The sequence below is a fragment of the Sulfidibacter corallicola genome, from assembly GCF_017498545.1.
GTDB lineage: Bacteria > Acidobacteriota > Holophagae > Acanthopleuribacterales > Acanthopleuribacteraceae > Sulfidibacter > Sulfidibacter corallicola.
This window is the reverse complement of record NZ_CP071793.1, coordinates 3991718-4011407: the sequence shown is the minus strand read 5'-3', so window position 1 is coordinate 4011407 and position 19690 is coordinate 3991718. Positions and strand designations below refer to the sequence as shown.

The 19690-nt window shown below is 60.4% G+C and carries 16 protein-coding genes; 7 read left to right on the top strand and 9 right to left on the bottom strand.

Going from position 1 to position 19690, the window contains the following annotated elements; genetic code table 11:
* Positions 1 to 4: 4 nt before the first annotated feature.
* From J3U87_RS11805 to J3U87_RS11795, 3 genes are all read right to left on the bottom strand, one after another.
* Entirely contained in the window at positions 5 to 679 is a 675-nt protein-coding gene (locus J3U87_RS11805; RefSeq protein ID WP_237383241.1) for an ankyrin repeat domain-containing protein, read from the bottom strand.
* Positions 680 to 844: 165 nt separating this feature from the next.
* Positions 845 to 3289: an ATP-binding cassette domain-containing protein gene (locus tag J3U87_RS11800; protein ID WP_237383240.1), complete on the bottom strand. Its 2445-nt coding sequence runs from the start codon at positions 3287 to 3289 to the stop codon at positions 845 to 847.
* A 186-nt stretch (positions 3290 to 3475) separates the two neighbouring features.
* Positions 3476 to 4873: a hypothetical protein gene (locus J3U87_RS11795; RefSeq protein WP_237383239.1), complete on the bottom strand. Its 1398-nt coding sequence runs from the start codon at positions 4871 to 4873 to the stop codon at positions 3476 to 3478.
* A 437-nt stretch (positions 4874 to 5310) separates the two neighbouring features.
* Here J3U87_RS11795 and J3U87_RS11790 point away from each other — a divergent pair, with 437 nt between their 5' ends.
* Together J3U87_RS11790 and J3U87_RS11785 are read left to right on the top strand one after the other, a co-directional pair.
* Positions 5311 to 5796, top strand: coding sequence for an RNA polymerase sigma factor (locus J3U87_RS11790; RefSeq protein WP_237383238.1), 486 nt, complete (start codon positions 5311 to 5313; stop codon positions 5794 to 5796).
* Positions 5796 to 6254 carry a hypothetical protein gene (locus tag J3U87_RS11785; protein WP_237383237.1) on the top strand — a complete coding sequence of 153 codons (459 nt, stop codon included), beginning with the start codon at positions 5796 to 5798 and terminating at the stop codon, positions 6252 to 6254. Before J3U87_RS11790 ends, J3U87_RS11785 begins: the two co-directional genes overlap by 1 nt.
* Positions 6255 to 6326: 72 nt before the next feature.
* On the opposite strand, the gene J3U87_RS11780 is transcribed toward J3U87_RS11785, so the two are convergent.
* Together J3U87_RS11780 and J3U87_RS11775 are read right to left on the bottom strand one after the other, a co-directional pair.
* Positions 6327 to 7682, bottom strand: coding sequence for an NCS2 family permease (locus tag J3U87_RS11780; protein WP_237383236.1), 1356 nt, complete (start codon positions 7680 to 7682; stop codon positions 6327 to 6329).
* Positions 7683 to 7858: 176 nt separating this feature from the next.
* On the bottom strand, positions 7859 to 9214 hold the full coding sequence (locus J3U87_RS11775; protein ID WP_237383235.1) for a DUF2252 domain-containing protein: 1356 nt from the start codon (positions 9212 to 9214) through the stop codon (positions 7859 to 7861).
* Positions 9215 to 9630: 416 nt separating this feature from the next.
* Between J3U87_RS11775 and J3U87_RS11770 the strand changes: the two genes are divergently transcribed.
* The 4 genes from J3U87_RS11770 (at position 9631) to J3U87_RS11755 (ending at position 12380) form a co-directional block, all read left to right on the top strand.
* Entirely contained in the window at positions 9631 to 10086 is a 456-nt protein-coding gene (locus J3U87_RS11770; protein WP_237383234.1) for a c-type cytochrome, read from the top strand.
* Between the two features lie 222 nt (positions 10087 to 10308).
* Entirely contained in the window at positions 10309 to 10830 is a 522-nt protein-coding gene (locus J3U87_RS11765; RefSeq protein WP_237383233.1) for a chemotaxis protein CheX, read from the top strand.
* 200 nt (positions 10831 to 11030) lie between these two features.
* Complete coding sequence (locus tag J3U87_RS11760) at positions 11031 to 11447, top strand: YHS domain-containing (seleno)protein (protein WP_337249572.1); 417 nt, start codon at positions 11031 to 11033, stop codon at positions 11445 to 11447.
* Positions 11448 to 11615: 168 nt separating this feature from the next.
* On the top strand, positions 11616 to 12380 hold the full coding sequence (locus J3U87_RS11755; RefSeq protein WP_237383231.1) for a hypothetical protein: 765 nt from the start codon (positions 11616 to 11618) through the stop codon (positions 12378 to 12380).
* Positions 12381 to 12505: 125 nt separating this feature from the next.
* Here J3U87_RS11755 and ctlX read toward each other — a convergent pair whose 3' ends face one another.
* A complete protein-coding gene (gene ctlX, locus J3U87_RS11750; RefSeq protein ID WP_237383230.1) occupies positions 12506 to 13483 on the bottom strand; it encodes a citrulline utilization hydrolase CtlX in 978 nt (325 codons plus the stop codon).
* A 1062-nt stretch (positions 13484 to 14545) separates the two neighbouring features.
* Between ctlX and gdhA the strand changes: the two genes are divergently transcribed.
* A complete protein-coding gene (gene gdhA / locus J3U87_RS11745) occupies positions 14546 to 15910 on the top strand; it encodes an NADP-specific glutamate dehydrogenase (protein ID WP_337249561.1) in 1365 nt (454 codons plus the stop codon).
* 49 nt (positions 15911 to 15959) lie between these two features.
* Here gdhA and J3U87_RS11740 read toward each other — a convergent pair whose 3' ends face one another.
* The 3 genes from J3U87_RS11740 to J3U87_RS11730 are packed head-to-tail and all read right to left on the bottom strand — an operon-like array spanning position 15960 to position 19253.
* Complete coding sequence (locus J3U87_RS11740) at positions 15960 to 17168, bottom strand: ABC transporter permease (RefSeq protein WP_237383228.1); 1209 nt, start codon at positions 17166 to 17168, stop codon at positions 15960 to 15962.
* Positions 17165 to 17878 (bottom strand): ABC transporter ATP-binding protein, encoded by a 714-nt coding sequence (locus tag J3U87_RS11735; RefSeq protein ID WP_237383227.1) that lies wholly within the window; start codon positions 17876 to 17878, stop codon positions 17165 to 17167. Before J3U87_RS11735 ends, J3U87_RS11740 begins: the two co-directional genes overlap by 4 nt.
* Positions 17856 to 19253, bottom strand: coding sequence for an HlyD family secretion protein (locus tag J3U87_RS11730; protein ID WP_237383226.1), 1398 nt, complete (start codon positions 19251 to 19253; stop codon positions 17856 to 17858). Before J3U87_RS11730 ends, J3U87_RS11735 begins: the two co-directional genes overlap by 23 nt.
* Positions 19254 to 19690: the final 437 nt, after the last annotated feature.

The window sequence follows — 19690 nt, the reverse complement described above, 5'->3', positions numbered from 1 at the left end:
AGTGCTACCTTTCCAACTTGTCGACCTTGAATGCCGGATCGTTCAACAACTCGAGGATCTTGTCGTAATTGTAGTCCACGTCGGGGAAGTGGCCGTAGTTGTGTTTCTTGGCGACGTATTCCGATGGTGCCTCGCTGGATTCCGTGGCCAAATCGGAATCGGCCCCGTATTTCAGCAGCAGTTCGACCAACTCGGGATCGCCCCAATTGATGGCGCTGATCAGTGGCGTGGTGCCGTCCCGTTCGCGTTGGTTCGGGTCCAGTCCGCCGTCCAGCATGGTTTTCAGCAAGTCGCGCTGTTCGGACACGATCGCCAGGTGGAAGGCGTCTCCGCCCGTGAGGGCCACCTTTTCGTCGAGCAGGTAGTTCACCAGCTCTCGTTGGCGCCGCGTCACCGCGATCTCGTAGATCGATTGGCCGTCGTCGTTGGTGAGCGCGGGATTGGCGCCGTCTTCCATGGCCTTGCGGACCCCGCTCATGTTGCGCGCGTCGGCGGCGTCGAACAACGCCTTCTCGCGGGATCCGAACGTGGCGGCGATGGGTTCCGGCGCACCCAGATCGGCCGCCTCCCAGACGTAATCGAGCAGGCCCCGCCTTTCCAAGGTACTCGGATTGAGGATGATCGGTTGGACGAGCGTGGCGGCGATCAGGATCACCAAGGCGATCTTCAGGTATTTCATGACAAGGCAACCGGGAATGGCCGTCGCGTCAGCCGGAATTTGGGTACCGCTCTAAGGTAACCCGGAGCGGCGACAAAAGTACAGTCGTGGAACGAGATGTACGACGTAGGCATCGGGATGGACGAGACCGCGAGCAGGGGGCCTCTGCACGACGTTGGCGCGGCATCATCCACTTGGGCGGCGAATCAGGTATAGCCAGGTCAACGTGAGTAGAATCAGGCTCATCCATAATTCGTTGAAGATCAGGGGCCAGGGGTCGGCATCCTCCGGTTCCACGAAGAAAGGCGCCAGGATGAACTCCCGCCGCTTCATGCGCACCTCGCCCCAGTCCGTTTCTTCCGACACCTCGCCCGAGGTGCGCTCCGCCTCCAATTGCAGTACGGCCTCCAGGCACCAGCGCGTGGGCATCGTATCGGCGATGACCCGGACCGCCGCGTTCATTTCCTTGTAGGGTTGGATCAGGCCGCCCAGAATGACCATGGGCAGCAACACGATCGGGACCAGGCCGATGGCGATCTCGTTGTTTTTCTTGAAGGGCGAGGCCACGGCCGAGATCAGGAGGCCGAGACTGTTGCCGGTCATGGCCGTCAACCACAGAAACACGAAGATCAGCGCGCCGGGTGCCTTGACGTAGGTCGCGTTGGTGACCACGGCCGTCAGCACGCCGCATTGGATCAGGCTGATCAGGCCGCCCACGATCCACTTGGCGAGGATGTAGGGCGAGCACTTCAGGTTGAACATGCGTTCGCGACTGAAGATCGCCCACTCCCCGCAGATGTCGCGCGCGCTGTTGGAGCAGCCGAACCAAATCGCCGCCACCACCATCAGAAAGTGGACATTGGCCGCGTCGCGATAGGATTCGCCGGGGTTGTCGGGTGAAAAGACCAGGGCGATCAGGATGGCGATGATCGGTGCCTGGGCCAGAAGGATGGCGGCGTTGCCGAAATCCTGGAGCTTGGCGCGTAGGCTGCGACGCAAAACCACCCAGCCTTGACGCAGCCCGGAAACCGTTTGCGAGGGTTTCGGGGGTGGCGGCACGGGAAGGCGTTGCAGGGTCTTGCGGCGGTTGCGGATCATTTCTTCGGCGAAGGCGGAATCACGGTAGCGTTGCTGCCATTCCTCGGGGGATTCCTTACCCAGTTCGCGCAACACCAGCTCCGGAATGACCGCCTCGGCCGGCGCCTTGTCGGGGTTGGTGAACATGATCGAATCGGGAACGGCGGGCCCGTAGAACGCCAGCCGGCCGCCCTGGTGCAGGTAGACGACGTTGTCCAGCGCGGCATAGAGTTCGGCACTCGGCTGGTGGATGGTCAGGAGAATCGTCTTCCCCTCGTGGGCCATCTTGCGCAAGAGATCGACCACGACCAGGGCATCTTCGGAGGAAAGGCCGGAAGTCGGTTCGTCGAGGAAGAACAGGGCCGGATCCGTGAGCAGCTCGATGGCCAGGTTGAGCCGGCGCCGCTGACCGCCGCTGATATTGGAAATTCGGGTACTGCGAATCTGTGCATTCGCGCTGAAGAGGCCCAGTTTGACCAGCACGCGGTCGATCAAATCACTGACTTCCTTGCGGGAGGGGGTTGGGGCGATCCGCATTTCGGCGGCGAATCGCAACGCCTGTTCCACGGTCAGGTCCTTGTGGAAGATGTCCTCTTGGGGGACGTAGCCCAGCGACGTGCGAAAACGACTGAAGTGCTGGTAAAGGTCCTGGCCGTTGATCAGAACGCGACCGGAACTGGGGGGACGGTGCCCGTTGAGGGTGCGCAGCAATGTCGTTTTTCCCGCCCCGGCGAGGCCCATCAAGCCGCAGAGCTCCCCCGGATAGAGGGTCAGCGAAATATCGTCCAGCAACAGCTTCCTGCGCTTGGGGTCGCGGCCGTGTACCACGACGCTGATCTCGCGTGCTTCGAGACTGATGCGCTGCCAGCTCCGGACCGTGAAAAAACCTTCGGTGTCCAACCAGATCGCCATTCCGCCGCAGTAGATCAGGTCGCCGTGGCTCAGGCCGACCGGCTGGTCCACCGGTCTGCCGTTGCGGTAGATTTCGGTGGCGACACCCTTGACGACCCCGATCGGATGGAGGGTCCAGGTTCCGTCCTGGCGATGGAACTCCGCGTGATGGGGACGCAGCCCCGGGGCCGATGGCACGGAAATGGTGTTATCCTCGCGGGTGCCGACCGTGACGAGGTCGCCGGACGGCTGGATAAGTTCAAAATCCCGGCTCAGATAGGGATTGGCCGCGCGGAGGATCCGTGCAATCGGTACGGGCAGGGAACCCAGGTAGAGCACATCGCGATCGTCGACCTCGACGTGCCCGATGCGTCGATCGGGCTGGTTCAGCGCGGTTCCGTTGGTGGCGTTCAGATCGTCGGCCCACCAGCTCGTCGCCTGGTTTTGACGGCGTGTCAGGCGGACGTGGTGGGTCGAGACCATCGGCATATCGAGGACCAGGTCGTTTTCCTCGCCACGCCCTACCGAAACCTCGCGAATGGGGAGCTTCAGGCGACCCCGTGCCTTTTCCGCATCCGTAGATGCCAGCTCGCCGCCGCAGGCCTCGCAAAATCGCGCTTGCGGCGGATTTCGATGCATACATTCAGGGCATACCCGAGTCATAAACACAATCCTTTCCACTCGAACCGGTCGTTCATTTTGGATTCTAAGGGTTAAACCGGTCGAGTGAAAGGATCGGGTTTGGGGTGGATGGGTTGGCGCTTCCCCTCGATGTCGATTCGCCCCGGGAGTTCCCGCGATCGTGCGGGAAGGTCCCTGGCACGAAAGCGGGAATCGCGAGGGGCGCGTTCAATCGACCGGTGTCAAGAGGGCGTCCACACCGGTCAGGTAGATGCGGGTCGTTCCTTCGAAACCGCTGTCCGTGCCCACGATCAACCACAGCGTGCCGGCTTCGTTCGTCTGCGCCGTCACTTCCAACCTGGTCGCATCGAGCCGTTTGAATCGGTATTCGCCGTCGAGGCAATCGGTGTCGACGCCGATATCGCCGATCGCCTGCATGTCCGAGCCGCTGGTGCTTTGGTTGCCCTTGTCGATGTTCATCAACAGTTGGCCGTCGGTTGCCACGGGAAGCGGCTCTTTTTGGGAGGCGCCGGCCTTGAAATAGACCGAGCCGCCCGGCGCGCCGCCGATACCGGCACATTCGCTGCCCGCGTTGCTGGCGATCGTGACCGAAAGGTGAACCCGATAGCTTTGGCTCGGCTTCAGGCCGGTTACCTCGCGCTTGGCGAACATGAACAGGTCGTCGCTGTGATTGTTACCGTTCAGGTAGAGCGCGGTCCGCGCGGCGCCCAATTCGGCGGGAAGCTGCTCGAGGCCCGAACTCAGCTCGTAAAAATTGGATTCGCCCACCGGATAGTCGGCGAAATCCATCTGCCAGCCCAGATCACCCTGGGAGAAGTCGTAGGAGAGTTTTCGCTGTCCGGGTGTGGCGCTCAGGCCGCTCACATTGCCGATGGCGGGTTCGCGATTCTGATTGAAGACAAAGGTCACCCCCGACAGGGTTTGGTCGGTGGATTGGGCCACCACGGTGACGTCTTCGTCGATTTGGGGCAACAATTCGGAGAGGGTGACCGCGAAGGGCCGCATGGGCTCCAGGTCTTTCAACGAGTCCCGGTCTTCCAGGAGCAATGTGCCGCTTTGGTTGTAGACGTACAGCGTGACGTCGGTGGCCGCGTCGCCCAGGTTGATCACGACGGGTGCCGCAAAGAAATCGGGGTCGGTCGGCAGGAATCCGTATTCCACCGTGCGACCCAGGCGCACGCCTTTGGTGCCGTCAACCTCGTCGGTACCGATGGCCACGCCTTGGGCGGGCGATTTGCCACTGGTGCCTTCGCGGTTGTAGGTGATCCAGCGCCCGCTCAGGGAAGCGGCTTCCGAGTGAAGGACTACCGAAAACCCGGCGCCCTCCTGCAGGTCGGGGAACAATTGCTGGCTGGACTCGCGCAGGAAACCTCCGGGCGGCAGGGTTCGATTGGAAACCCACTGGGTGCCGTCGGCGCGGCGGGCCACCAACTCGATGAGCGCTTCGGTCTCGCCGTAGTTGTTGGCGACCAGCGTGCTCTCGAATTGGGTCGAGAAGGAGAGCCAGGGGTAGACCAGTCGCGCAGGTGAATCCGGTTGGGCGAAAGTGGGAGAACACAAAAAGAGAGCCAGGGAGAAAAGTACGGGCAGGGGGTGCCGTGACATGGTGCCTCGAGGCGCGAGAGAGATGGCCTTCGCGCGATCGGGTGAATTCATCGAGATCGAGTGTGTCATCGAAAGCTCCTTGAATGAACGGGTCGGGCCGTGGCAGTGCCCGCGGCGGTTCGGGAATGGGTCGCCGTCCGCCTGGGGGCCAGGGCCATTCGTTTGAATTCAATGAGGTAAGACAGCAGGCATTATGCCACGCGTGGCGATCGGCGTGAATGGTCCTTCCGTGACTCGTGGGGGGAGCCAAAGCACTTCGAAAGATGGTACAAATGACGCGCACGACAGGCCTTTCCCTCGGTGACCCCGTTTCGGGCCCATGGTGAGGCCGGCTCGTGATCACGACCTGACCTCTTTTTTCGGTCGGCTTTTTCCGACCCTCACTCGTGGCGCGACAGCTTTCTCGATCGCGTCGCCAATCTTGCCGCGGATCCCCCATGAACCCATCATTCGAAGACCTCGTCGCCCAGTACCACAAACTCGTGCTCTCGCTGATCCATCGCTACTACGGTGGGCGGCTCAGCCACAAAGCCGACGACCTGGCCCAGGACGTTTGGACCAAATTGTGGGAACAATTCAAAAAGAATGAGAATAATGTGGTCAACTTCAAGTCCTACTTGTACAGAACCGTCCAAACCACGATGTGGGATGCGGTTCGCGCCCTGGAAAAAGAGGGGACTCAGGACCCGATCGAGGATCACACCGAATTGGGTCGCCAAGAAGATGAACCTCGCCTTCTGGATCGCATGCAGTTGGAGCGATTTCTCGGGCAGTTGAAATCCGATGACGCGCGCATGATTCGCGCCTACATCAAGGGTTTCAACAACCAGGAAATCGCGGTTTTGCTGGGCTGTTCCGAAGGTCGGGTGCGCAACTTGATTTCGCGCATCAAGAAAAAGTTGGCCGCGATGGGAGGGACCTGATGCATTTGGAACTCGAACAACTCAACTTGCTGATACGACAGCAAGCCTCTCCGGAAGAGCGCGGCGAATGGGTCGACCACATTTTGGATTGCGACCTTTGCAGCAAGCGTTTTCGCATCCTGAACGAGCTGGATGTGGAAATGACGCAGGTGACGGCACCCGAAAAGGAAGCCGAGCCCGCGCCGAAGAAACGAATCCCGCTGCGATACGTGATCGGCGTCGCCGCCGTGATGGTCATGGCCATGTTTCCCTACTTCCAAGAGCCGCCTGCAACCGATCCCGCGGGGCCTGTCATGCCGCAAATGGCGGCCCTCGATGCCGGCGCCGTCCTGCCGGACGCGACTTCCAATCCCCTGGGTGTTCTCGGCCAGGTACGCGACGTGAACTACCGCCAATCGGTGTCCGGTTGGGGTCAGGGCCAGGACGTGACCGACCTGTTGAACCAATTGGGGCGCTAATCCCCAGCCCGCTCTTTTCACACCCCCATCGAACACGATTACCTAAAAAGCCGCCGATCAGGGCGGCTTTTTTTATGCCGCGCCGAGCCACAACATGCGCGCCAGCAAGAGGCCCGACAGGAAATGACACAGGATCGGCACTCGGGCGGCGCGTCCAGTGAAAAGATGGATCAACGAGTAGCTGACCAGGCCGAGGGTGATGCCGTTGGTGATGCTGTAGGTCATCGGCATGCCGAGGATCGTGAGCAAGGCTGGCAGTGATTCCGCCGGATCCTTCCATTCGATGTGGGTCACGTTGAAGAACATCATGGCGCCGATGGCGATCAGGGCCGGCGCGGTGGCCGCCGCGGGAACCGCGGACGCCAGAGGCCACAAAAACAAGCTCGCCAGGAACAACAGCGCGACCGTGACCGCCGTCAGGCCCGTCTTGCCGCCTTCTTCGATGCCCGCGGCCGACTCGATGTACGTCGTGGTGCTGCTGGTGCCGAACAGGGCGCCGAAGCAGGTGGCGAGGGCATCGGTACCGAAGGCGAAGCGCATGGTTTTGGAGGTGGGTCCCGCCGGTTTGTCCAGGTCCGCGGCGAATCCGGCCTTGTGGGACAGGGCGACCAGGGTGCCGGTCGTATCAAAGAAATCGACGATCAAAAAGGTGAAGCAGATGCTCAGGGCGCCCATTTCCAGGGCGCCGGCGAGGTCCATGGCCAGAAACAGGTCGCTGGGCCAGGCCGGAAGGTGCAGCAATCCCTGGGTAAAACCGCCGAACGAGGCACCGTCGAAGACCGGGGCCCCGGTGGCGATGGCCAGGACCGACGTGCCGACGATGGCCAGGAACAGGGCGCCGCGCACGGAAAGCACCAGCAGTGCGGCCACCAGGATCAGCCCCGCCATGGCGATCAGGGTTTCCGGTTTCATCCAGTCGCCCATGCTGACCAGGGTTACCGGATGATCGGTCACCAGTTTGGCGTTGACGAACCCGATCATCGCGAGGAAGGCGCCGATACCGGCACTGATCGCCAATTTGAGCGATTTGGGTATGGCGGCGATCAACAGGTGGCGCAGGCCGCTGAAGCTGATGACGATAAAGGCGAGACCGCTGAGGAACACGGCACCGAGCGCGGTCTGCCAGGGGATGCCCATGCCCAAAACCACGCTGAAGGCGAAGTAGGCGTTCAGGCCCATGCCGGGTGCCAGCGCGTAGGGACGGCGGGCGGCGAGACCCATGACGAGCGAACCGAATGCCGCCGCCAGGGCGGTCGCCGTCAGGAGTTGCGGTCCGGCATCGCCATTCGGCAGTGAAATGGCTTGGCCGAGGATCGAAGGGTTCAGAAAGAGAATGTAGGCCATCGTCAGGAAGGTGGTCATCCCCGCCCTGATTTCGCGATGGACCGTGGAGTGCGCGTCCGAAATGCCGAAAAATCGATCTAACATACATCGTCCGTGGCTCGGTCGAGCCCTTGGGCATGGCCGCCGCTCTTGTTCATACGGATATGCCCATGCGATTCGCTTCGATTGGTTTCTATCCCGAGACCCAGTGGCCGGAATGCCTGTGTCGGCCTGAACAGCGACACGGGAGCGAGAGATCGCTCCCTATTCCATGCGTGGGCTCAGAAGATGGTGGCGTCGTCGCGAAGCTCGCGGAACAGGCCGAAATCGATCATGACCTGCTTCGCATAGGTTTCCGCGAAGGCGTGGACCTCGTGGTGGAACCGATCGCGTTGCCGGTCGATCAGGTGCCAGGCCTCCTCCTCGAAGGTATGGCTGACCAGCGTATCGTCGAAGTCGCGATCGGCCCGGGCGTGGCCTCCGGCCAGGATGGTGCCCCAGTGGTGGGCCATATCGTGGAAATCGGCGTATTTGCGCAGTTTTTCCAGCTTGAACGACTTCTTGAACGGCGAGCGTTCGCGTACCGAGAAGGAACGGCCGAGAATGGTGATGGCGCCCAGGTGCTTGCCGGCGTCCATCAACATCGCCTTTTGGGCCTGGGCCACGCGATGGCCGGCGCGGGTCTCGTCGAAGGCCGCCAGCAGGCGCTCTCGTTCCTCGCGCTCGAGATAGGGGAAGAACGACGGCATGCCCTGTTGCTTCACGTCCAAAATGCGGCAGGTGTGCGGGTCGTCGTCTTCACCGCGGATCAGGACGTAATAACGGGGCGTCCCCAGGGAGCCGATGCCGGCGCCCAACCGCTGGGCGGCGTCCTGGACCTGGAAGTAGGCAGCGTTGCCGCGCAAATCGGAAGTGAGGTGATCCTTGTAGCAATCGATCGCCGAGGCCAACAGGCGCCGGTCGTCGCTGGTGACCGCCGCCAACAAGGGATCCTCCAGATTGAAACGGCGCTCGTTGCCTTGAACGACGGTCCAATCGTTCAGCATGGCCTCGCGACTGTTTTTTTGGGTGGCCCGTTTGAGGAATTTCTTCAGCGGTCCGTGGGCTTTGTCCAGCGTAACCTTGTCCAGATTGCGGCCTTCCTTGCCGCGCGCCTTGTCCAGTTCGTTGATGTATTCGTGGGTGAATTCGTCGATGAAGCTCAGGATCTGCTTGCGTTTGAAACCGTTGGCGTAACCCTGGAGATAGAGGGAGGTGGCTCCGCGCCACACGTCGAACAGGTAACAGGCGACCCATGACTCGTCGAAGTCGTTGAGGTCGTAGACCACGTCTCTTTCCGCATCTTCGAAGGCGCCGAAATTGTTGATGTGCAAATCGCCTTGAATCCAGGTCTGGGTGGTGGCAGCGGTGAATTCACTTCGGGAAAGGAGCCTCGCGGCGGCGAGATCGCGATAAAAGAGGTGGGCGGTACCGCGGTAAAAGGCGAAGGGCGAATCGGACATGCGACCGTATTTCTCGGTGCAATCGTCTTCCGCGAGGTCTCCGTTGAAACGCGCCAGTTCCAGTTCGATCGTGCGCCGGCGCTTCTTTCCTTTCGAGATCTTCCAAGCGGTTGGCATTTTGGTGTGTTCGGGCATTCGTGCTCCTTTCCCATCGAAAAACGTCGCCCGATCGCAGGCACGGTCGGTGGGCGAATGCCGCACCGATACGCGCTCGCGAGATAGAAAACCGGTTCGCGTTCACAGCCGGAAGGCGAAACGGGAGCGCGTGGCGTGCACACTTGTGCGGGGCGCGGGAAGCGCGTGACCGGGTCGGCAGTCCAACCGGCGAATACGAGACCGGCTCGGGCACGAGGGGCCTCGCATGTGGATCTGCAAGCGTCGGCGCAAGGGCCCGACAACTTGTCAAATCGCAACCACTTCAATCAGGCGCTTTGCCAATACCCTAGCAGGAAAGCGGTCGTTTGGGCAGCGGGAAGCGCGGGACTTGTGTTTTACCTGGGAATGCGTGAAGATGCATTGGAGGGTAACGTACTCGAGCAGGAGATGTTGAGATGACCCCACGCAACGGGCGAGGCCCGATCGACTCGACCAAACGCCGCAGGAGAAGGGTTGCGCCACTTTTTGCCGTGGTGTGCCTGGGCGTGGTTTCCTTCATCGGCCCCTGCCTGCCCCTGACCGCCCAGGACGCCTGGGTGGCGCCCGCCAGCGCCAAAACGATCCAAAACCCCAAGGCCGGCGATCGCCAGGCTTCGGCGGCCAAGGGAAAAAAAGTCTTCCAACAGCGCTGCACCGTATGCCACGGATCCCACGGCAAGGGCGATGGGCCTGGCGGGAAGGCACTGACCCCCAAACCCGCCAATCTGACTTCCGCCCGGGTCCAAAATCAGGCCGACGGGGAACTGTTCTGGAAGATTTCCAACGGACGCGGCCCCATGGTGTCGTGGCAGCTCATTCTCCCCGAGGACGATCGTTGGAATCTGGTCAATTTTCTGCGCACCCTGAAGTGAACCCTTACCCGTGACCCGCCTGTTCCGCTTCACCGGTTCCGGTTCGATCGGGCGGCGTCGACCCTTAGAAAAAGGTTGCGCCCGTTTGAGGGAATCGGTTTAATACGATCAGCGAACAACCTGTAAAACCCATGTTTCTCGGCCGCTCAGCATCTGGACTCACATCTTCTCACAGTGCTCGGTATGCCGATCATCCACCCGATGGAGGTTGCCTTGGATCCGATGAGCAAACTCAATGTGAATCCGGTATTGATGAATTGCGTCATCGAGGGGACCATCGCGGGGCTGGCGATGACGGGCATTCGGCCCGAGGCGATCGGCGTTTCGCGCTTTACCACCGCGTCCAAAGAGCTTTCGGTCATCGTCGGGCTGCACGGAAAGCGCAACGGCAACATGACGCTCAATCTCAGTAAGCGGACCGCCATGTTCCTGGCCAGTGAACTGCTGGGCACCCAGATCACCGAGATGAACGAGGAAACCATCGACGCCATCTGCGAAGTGGGCAACATGGTCGCGGGCAAGTTCCACACGATTCTTCACAGCACCCCTTGGCGCTTCGACGGCATCAGCCTGCCTGCGTTCATCTTCGGCGCCAATTACAATCTCTATCATTTGAAAAATATCGTGACCGTTTCCGTGACCTTCGAGATTCGCGAGGTCTCGGTGGTGCACATGGCGGATAAGTTTTTTACTTCCAGTATTTCCCTCTTGGGTCAATCGCCGAACGCATATCCTGCCCGCTGATCCTCCGGCAAAATTTCGGTGATCTATATTCCATTTTGTCCGGATCGAGGCGCCAGCTCTGGAATGGATTCGGGCCTGGTTTTGTATTCTCCCCCGAAATGAACACGTACTTCTCTCGGAGGTTTATCATGAACGGTTTTGTCGCACACCCCATTACCGCCAAGGTGGGCTCTCGCCTGCGGAGGCTCCCGCTTCTGGTCATGCTCGGCGCTTTTCTGGCGGCGCCGCTGATGGCTCTGGACCCGGTGAACCAAACCTTCTTTGGCGTGGCCATCAAGGGTTACGACCCCGTCGCCTATTTCACCGATAGCAAGCCGGTCAAAGGCAACAAGCAATTCAAGCACGAGTGGCAGGGCGCCACTTGGCACTTTTCCAACCAGGCCAACCTGGACAAGTTCAAACAGAGCCCCGATCAGTACGCGCCCCAATACGGCGGCTACTGCGCCTGGGCCGTCAGCCAAAACTCCACCGCCGGGATCGATCCCGATGCCTGGAAGATCGTCGACGGCAAGCTCTACCTGAATTACAGCAAAAAAATCCAGAAGCAGTGGGAAGAGGACATTCCCGGGTTCATCAAGGCCGCCGACAAGAATTGGCCGGGTTTGCTCTCCAAGTAAATCACTTGGGGGAAACCGACTTCCCTGCTACGTTATATTTCCAAACACAAGCAATCCCCGACTTCGACATCGCCGCGATCCCCGGATCCGCGTGTGGGAGCGGGGATTTTGTTCATCGAGATCCATAGTTGAGAGATGACAGGTCCACGCGACCTGGAGGAGCGGCAAGTGAAGGTCACATGCAATGATTCCATGGCCGGAGCCAAGTGGCTTCTGGCGCTGCTGGTACTGTGTTCGGGGCTGCTGGTCGCAGGCGAGCAGGGGCAGGCCGACGAGAAATCCGCCGAATTGGCGAAAAAGGTCATGGTCGCCATGGGTGGTCATGAAAATTACGACAAGACGCGTTTCCTGACCTGGAATTTCTTCGGGAGTCGCACCCATTACTGGGACAAGTGGACCGGAAGGGCGCGAATCGAGGATCACAAGGAAGGCTTCCTGGTTCTCATGAATATCCATGACAAAAAAGGAAAGGTTTGGCAGAACGGCGAGCCCGTCACCGACGAAAAGCTGGTCGCGGACAAGCTTCAGTGGGGCTACGAGGTGTGGATCAACGATTCCTACTGGCTGGTCATGCCTTACAAGTTGCGCGATCCCGGCGTCACCCTGAGCTACGCGCGCGAGGACACCATGGAAAACGGCCGTCCGGCGCACGTCCTGACGATGACCTTCGATTCAGTGGGGGTCACCCCGGAAAACAAATACGAAGTGTTCATCGACAAGGAGAATTCGCTGGTCCGTCAGTGGGCCTTCTTTTCCAAGGCGGATGACGAGAATCCCCGATTCACCACGCCCTGGGAGGGATGGCAGGACTACGGCAAAATAAAGCTCTGCGGCGATCGCGGCAAGGCACAGCTCACCAATATCGCCGTGTTCGACACCCTGCCCGACACCGTGTTCCAGGATCCCGCCGCGGTTTCCACGTCCCAACTCTGAGGCCTGCCCATTCGGGCGAGGGGAGATGTACCGCCCCCCTGTGAGCTCGAGTCGAAAGGGTCCCGGGTGCGCACTTCGCCGAGTTCCTGACTCGGCGAAGGGCTTTCTCTCGGGGATCGCCGCGCTCAGGAAGCGATGCGCGAGTGATTCGCTCGGGGTGAAAAAACCTCGGCCATCATGCAGCGGGCACTACCGCCGCCGACCGATTCGATCGTGTTGATGTCGACCGGCACCAGTTTTCCGTGAGCCGACAAACGCTGCTTCTGAATGTCGCTGAACCCTTCGAACGCGTTTTGCGACATGACGATCAGGCGTTGATCCAGATGATTGCGCAACTGCAGGATGTTGCCGCAGAAGTGGCGTTCCATCTGGTAGTTGCTGATCTCGATGACCTCGTGGGTCTGCCCGAGCGTGTCGAGAAGCAGGGCCCGTTCGGTGGGATCGTAGATCGCTTCCGTGCAGACGACCGCGAAGGCCTCACCGATACTCATCAACACGTTGGTGTGGTAAACGGGTAACCCGTTGGAGCTGGCGGTGCGGAACAGGACCCCTTCGCGGTAGCCCCGCAGGCGCACGAAGTTCTGGAACTGATGGGGGTGGCAGCGCTGCGACTCCGCGGCGTAGACCCGCTCGTTGGCGTGGTCGATCACCATGCTGCCCGTCCCTTCGAGGATGTAGGTCTTTTCGGTGAACCGGCCCACGTTGATCAGGTTGCGGATGTAAAAGCCGTTTTCATCGAGAAGCGTCTCGACGTCTTCGAATCGCCGTTCGGCACGGCGATTCTCGGTCAACATCGGGTAGGCCACGATGGTTCCGTCGTGTTCGGTGGAAAACCAGTTGTTGGGGAATACCGCATCGGGCGTCTTGATCCACTTGTTCTCGCTTTTTTCCAGGACCAGTACTTCGATGCCTTCTTGGCGCAGGCGGGCCACCATGGCCTCGAACTCGGTCATGGCCTGGGCGTTGATGCTGTTGGTCGCCAACTGCGGGCGGTTTTGAAATTCGTTGTCCTTGCCGGTTTGTTCGTTGAAGTCGAAATCGTGTGGCCGAACCATCAAGACGGTATCGGCAAGACGTGCGGTGTTGGGAGGCACTTCTACCATCTCTCGAAATCCTGAAAGTTGAATTTCAAGGTTTAGCTCGACTGAAAGTGATGTTTCAAACCTTGAGACACTAAGCTATCACAGGTCTGCCAAACGAAAAAAGCAAAAAAATCAGGTGTCTGTAAATAGGTTGAACCATAGGGCTTAGTTCTGATTTGGAACCGTCTTTTTCGCCCTCTCTGACTGGGAAAAGCGGCTTGCTCGGGGACGAATTCCAGTGACCACTTTCTGAAAAGGGCCTTTCACGCCCAGGGTTCGTCTGAATGAAGGGCGCGGCATTCACCGAAGAAAGGATCGGTGTGACTGTTCTGGATGCCAGCCTTTGCGGCATCGCCTTCGCGTTGCGGTAAGGCGGTGATTCCTCGTCGTTTGTCCCGTATTCGAAGCCCCTGCACCTGTTGGTCTCTTCGGCCACGCTCGCTCGCTCGGGTGCGTGCGATCCCGTGATTCTCCCGAGGGGGGTTGGGAAACTCGTTCCTTTGGCGCATTCTTTACGACTTCTGGGGTTGACCTGAGCCGGGTCCCCTGGAATAGTGGCAAAAATTCGGGTCGTTTACTAAGCAGACTCCGGATTTCTGGTTTCGGGAACGATGGTCAAATCCCGGGGGGGACTCGACTCGAATGGCGTGATTTCTGGCGGTGCGCCGGCGAAATCCGTCGGAACGCGATGGGGAAGAAAACATCGAGCTACCGGTATGGGTGGCGCGCGTTTTCCTCCGCTTTGGCATTCCGGATCTCGACAGAAACGCATCGATTGGGAGCACACCGTTCGAATTCATGGCCGGAACGGTAGGGGGACATTCACGGAGCGTCACCTCGTTCGCCCATGTCGCCGCCGTTCCCGATCAAAAGGAGGTTTGCATTCTCCCGTCGCTCGCACGGTGCGGTCGCGTGTATCGACCGACATCCTTCGGTTCGAGACCCGTTCGGTCAGGCGAACTCGCGAAATCGAGTCGTCGAACGGGATCGCGGGATCGCCATCCTGAGCACCTCCGTGCGCAGGACCCACCGTGAAACGGAACCACGGGACCTTTGCCAACCAGCACAAATTAGGGGGATAAAGTGTCTGTTTCCATTCAAGACCGGGATGCTTTCGAACGTTTCATGACGTGGGTGAAGCAGCGGAATCCCAATGAGCCCGAGTTCGTCCAGGCGGTCGAAGAAGTTGCCGAAGTCATCGTGCCCTTTCTTCAAACCGACGCCGGCAAGGCCTACCGGGATGCAAAAATATTGGAGCGAGTGACCGAGGCCGATCGAATTTTCATGTTCCGGGTGCCCTGGATGGACGACCAGGGGAACTATCAAATCAACCGAGGCTATCGCGTCCAAATGAACAACGCGATCGGGCCCTACAAGGGCGGGCTTCGCTTTCACCCCAGCGTGAACCTGAGCGTCCTGAAGTTTCTGGCGTTCGAGCAGGTGTTCAAGAACAGCCTGACCACCCTTCCGTTGGGTGGCGGTAAGGGCGGTTCCGACTTCGACCCCAAGGGCAAGTCGGATGACGAGGTCATGCGTTTCTGCCAGAGCTTCATGACCGAGCTCGCCAAACACATTGGCGCCTATACCGATGTGCCGGCGGGCGATATCGGTGTAGGATCGCGGGAAATCGGATTCCTTTTCGGCCAGTACAAGCGCATCAAAGATCACTTCATGGGTGTACTGACCGGAAAGAGCCTGCAGTATGGCGGCAGCCTGATTCGGCCGGAAGCGACCGGTTACGGCAATGTCTACTTCTCGCGCGAGATGCTCAAGGAACGCGGCGACGGTTTGGAAGGGAAAACCTGTGTCGTTTCCGGTTCGGGCAACGTGGCCCAGTTCACGGTCGAACGCTTGATCGGCCTGGGTGCCAAAGTCGTCACGCTCTCGGATTCCTCGGGGTTCATTCACGATCCCCAAGGGGTTACCGCAGAAAAACTCGAGTGGGTCATGGATCTCAAGAACTACCGTCGCGGCCGCATCAGCGAGTACGCGCGTGAGTTCGGATGCGACTTTTTCGAGGGCGAGAAGCCATGGCGAATCGGCTGTGACCTGGCCTATCCCTCGGCGACCCAGAACGAGTTGGACGAGCGCGATGCCAAAGCCTTGCTGGACAACGGTTGCAAGGGCGTCTTCGAGGGCGCCAACATGCCGTGCATGCCCGGCGCGATCACCCTTTTCAGGGAGCACCGAGCGATGTTCGCTCCTGGCAAGGCATCCAACGCGGGTGGCGTGGCAACCTCCGGGCTGGAGATGTCGCAAAACAAGCTCGGCCTGACCTGGTCACGCGAGACCGTCGACGAGAAGCTGCGCGACATTATGAGCGACATTCACGACAAGTGCGTGGAGCACGGACGGGTAGATAACGGTTACGTGGACTACGTGCGCGGTGCCAACCTCGCCGGGTTCCTCAAGGTGGCCGACGCCATGTTGGCGCAGGGATTGGTGTGATTTCCGGTGGGCGGGTCGCGAGGCCCGTCCGCCCCATCCTGCGCTGTCGTCAACGGTTCAAGCGGAGCAGGTCGATCGGGTTCAGTCGCAATGCGAGCAGCGCCGGCACCAAGCCCGTCGCCAGGGCCACCGAAGTCAAGACGGCTAGACTTTGGGCCAGGTCCAGGGGATGGATGCTCATGGCCGCCGAGCCCCACCACGACCAGCCCAGGCCCAGCGTGATGCCGATCAGCAATCCCGACCCGCCGCTCGTGATGGTCAACAACAACACTTCACAGAACAGGTTCCAGCCGATGTGGCCCCGAGAGGCACCCAACGCGACCAGGGTACCGAACTCTTCGTGGCGATAGCTGACCTGCAATTGGTAGCTGATCAGGATGCCCAGGCAACTGAGCGCCAGACAGACGGCGGTGACCAGTCCGCCATGGGCCAGGAGCAATTGTTCCGATCGGGCTCGCAGTGCGCCTTGCCGCAACGGCAAGCGCAAATCGAGACGCAATGCGCTCAATTGCTGGGCCTCGAGGAAAGCCGGAAAGGCGCGTTGCAGATCGCGAATCTGCCCGCGATCGGCGGTTCGAATCAAAATGAATTTCAGCGGACGCTCGGCCTGAATCAAATGGTCCAGCGGTCGGGTGACGATGGTCGCCAGGGTGATGTCCAAAAACTGGTGGATTTGGCTGCCTCCGGCGCTCAGTCCGGTCACGGTGCCGGTGACCTGGAACCACTCCTCGTCCAGCTTGATGTAGGGGTTTTCGGGCGAGATCTGGAGTCGTCGCGCCAGATCGTCGCCGACCATGGTGCGTGCCAGTCGTGCGTCTTCGCTTCGCAGGGCGTGGCCCCAGGCGCGCACGGGACGAAAGTGTTCGAGGAAGGCCGCGGTGGTGTAGAGCGCGCGGGTGTGTTGCGGGTTGCCCGAGACGTTGGCGAACAGCGTTTCTTCGAATACGGGAACGAAGGCCCATTCGCGCGCGCGGCAAAGGTCTTCGAGGCCGTCGTAGAAACGGCGTGGCAAGGGTCGCGATTCGTGCACGTAGACCAGCGCCGAGTTGCTGCCCAAACCGGCGAATTCGGCCATCATCGCTTCGTGGGTGCCGCGGCGCGAGGCGTGTGTCAACGTGAGCAACACCAGGCTGAAACAGACGCCGATCCCCGACAGAATGGTCTGGGCCGGGTGGCGGGCCAGATATCGTCTGGCATGGAGAAAGTGACCGCGACGGGTGCGCCAGAATCCCGCGAACGCGCCACCGGCGCGTTTCATGGTGTCACGCCCGACGATTTGGAAGCCGCCAATGGATGCAGGCGCCCTTTGGCCAATCGATAGCGCCGCGTGAACAGCGAGGCCACCTGTTTTTGGTGGGTCACGGTGATGACCGCGCCGCGATACATGTCCCGATCCAAGAGCAGATCGAGAATGCGGAGCCCGGTTTCTTCATCCAAATTGCCGGTGGGCTCGTCGGCAAGCAGCAACAGGGGCTCCTTGGCCAGGGCACGGGCCAGCCCCACCCGCTGCTGTTCACCTCCCGAGAGCTGGTTTGGCCGGAAATGGGCGCGATGACTCAGGCCGACCGCGTCGATCAACGCTTCGGCACGTCCGAACGAAACGCGCCGCGGCGCCAGCTCCAAGGCCAGATCGACGTTTTCCCGTACCGTGAGATAGGGAATCAGGTAGTGGGCCTGAAACACCATGCCGATCCAAGCCGAGCGCATCTGTTCCTTTTGACGCCGACCCTGGCGTTTCACCTTGCGGCGATTGAAGGTGAAATCGCCCGTTTCGAAATCCTGCAGGAGTGCCAGGATGTTGAGCAGGGTGCTCTTGCCGACGCCCGACCGACCCATGATCGCGATGCGTTCGCCCGGCGCCATCAAAAGGTCGAGGCCGTCCAGAACCTTCTCGGTATGACCGGGATACCCGAAGCAAAGGTTCTCGATACGGATCAGCGGCGGCTCAGTTGAGCAGGACACGGTCACGTGGGGCGAACTCCGCTTGCAAAATGGCCGTCTGTTGGTCGTAATCCAGCACGTCGACATCCAACCACATCTGTTTGCCGTCGCGCAACACGCGGCAAGCCATGCGTTCGCGCATCGGCGCCAGGCTCTCGCGGGGAACCGTCCAGATTTTCTCGTAGGAACCACTGATGATTTCGCAGCGCACGCTCATGCCCGGTCGCAGACCCGGTGGCGGTTCGAGGGCCTCGATACTCATGTCGAAAGCCTTTTCGGCGTCGTGGTTCTTGCGTTCGGCCAGCAGCCCGATGAACGAGATGCGGCCGTCGAAGCTCTGATCCTGACGGGCGTCGGCCACCAGCAGGACGGGCATGCCCACTTCCACCTTGTTCAACAGGAATTCGTTGATACGGGCCGACACATAGAGCCGCTCGGTATTCTGGATGTGGAGGATCGGTTGGGCACGGCGGTATTCGAAGCCGACCGAGGGCTTGACGTCCTGACCATCGCGGTAGCTCTTGCGGTAGATCACCAGACCGGCGTGGTCGGCGGCCAGGGTGCAATCGGCCAGGTACGACTCCAGATCCTCGAGCTCTCGCTCCTGTTGGGCCAAACGCTGGTCGAATCGCTTCAGCTTTTGGTCGTGTTGCTCGTTGAGAAGCACGAAGCGCTCTTCGAGCTGGCTGACCTTGGTCGCGATCAGTTGGTCTTCGGACTCGAGCGCCACCCGTTCGTCGTTCATGCCGTGTTTCTGGTAGGTCTGATACTGGTACTCGGCCTTTTCCCTGTCGTAGCGGGCCTTCAGCAGGTTCTCGCGGTGGGTTTCCAGTTCGAAACCCGTGACGTAGCCCTTTTCGTGCAGCAGCTCGATGTCCTTGGTCTCGCGTTCGAGCCGCTGGACCTTGAGCGTCGCCAGATGGCCTTCCTGTTCCAGTTGCTTGAGCTGGGAAGGCCCGCTGAACTTGACGAACGTTTCGAGCTTCTTGGTGCTGCGTCGACGGTCGAAACGTGCTTGCTGCAAGGCCTCCTCGAAAGCCAGGCGCTCCATCTTGAAATCTTCGATGGCCTTGTCCCGTTCCCGCATCGTTTCGTCGCGCTTCCGTTCCAGGGTGCGCCGCTCCTCGCGCAATTCGCTGTCGTCGAAGCGGATGAGCCTGTCGCCCGGATTGACGTAGACGCCTTCGTCCACCAACCAGGTGATTTTCATCGACTTGTGGGGAATCGAAGACGAATAGACGGCGGAGTCCGCGGCTTCCAGTTTGCCGGTCAGGGGAATCCGCACCTTGTAAACCGGAAAAAATTGCGGCTCCGCGACCTGCGCGGCCGAATCGCGCGTGCCGCGCGAGCAGCCCAGCAGGGTCGCCACCAGCAGTGCGAGCACGGGAAGGGTTCGCCGCACGGGCCCAAAACCGGTGGACGGTGCGAATCGGCTGGAACGAGGTAAATAGGGTAAATACCGAGTGAAACGGGCGGTCATCATATCGACGGTCCCAGAAGTGACGCTCCCGAAAAACGCATTGCTTCGAGAAGGGGAGCGGGCTCGGGAGAACGGTGGCCATGGGGAAAACAAACGGCTCCCGGTGGTAAACCCCTAAAGACATAACACAATCGGGGCGCCTTGTTCCAGCGTCAGTGTGGGATCGAGACGGCGGTCGAACCGGTCGTCGTTCCCGCCGCCAATCGAAAAAAAACCGCCAACCTGAGCGCGTCGGCGGTGAATGGTAGAGGAGAAGGATAGAAGGAGAGGCCCGGGTGTGCTCCGCACCCGATCCCCTCATCAGGAGTGCCCGTCACGTGATGGGAGGACCCATCCCCGTCAGGAGGCCGGGGAGCCAC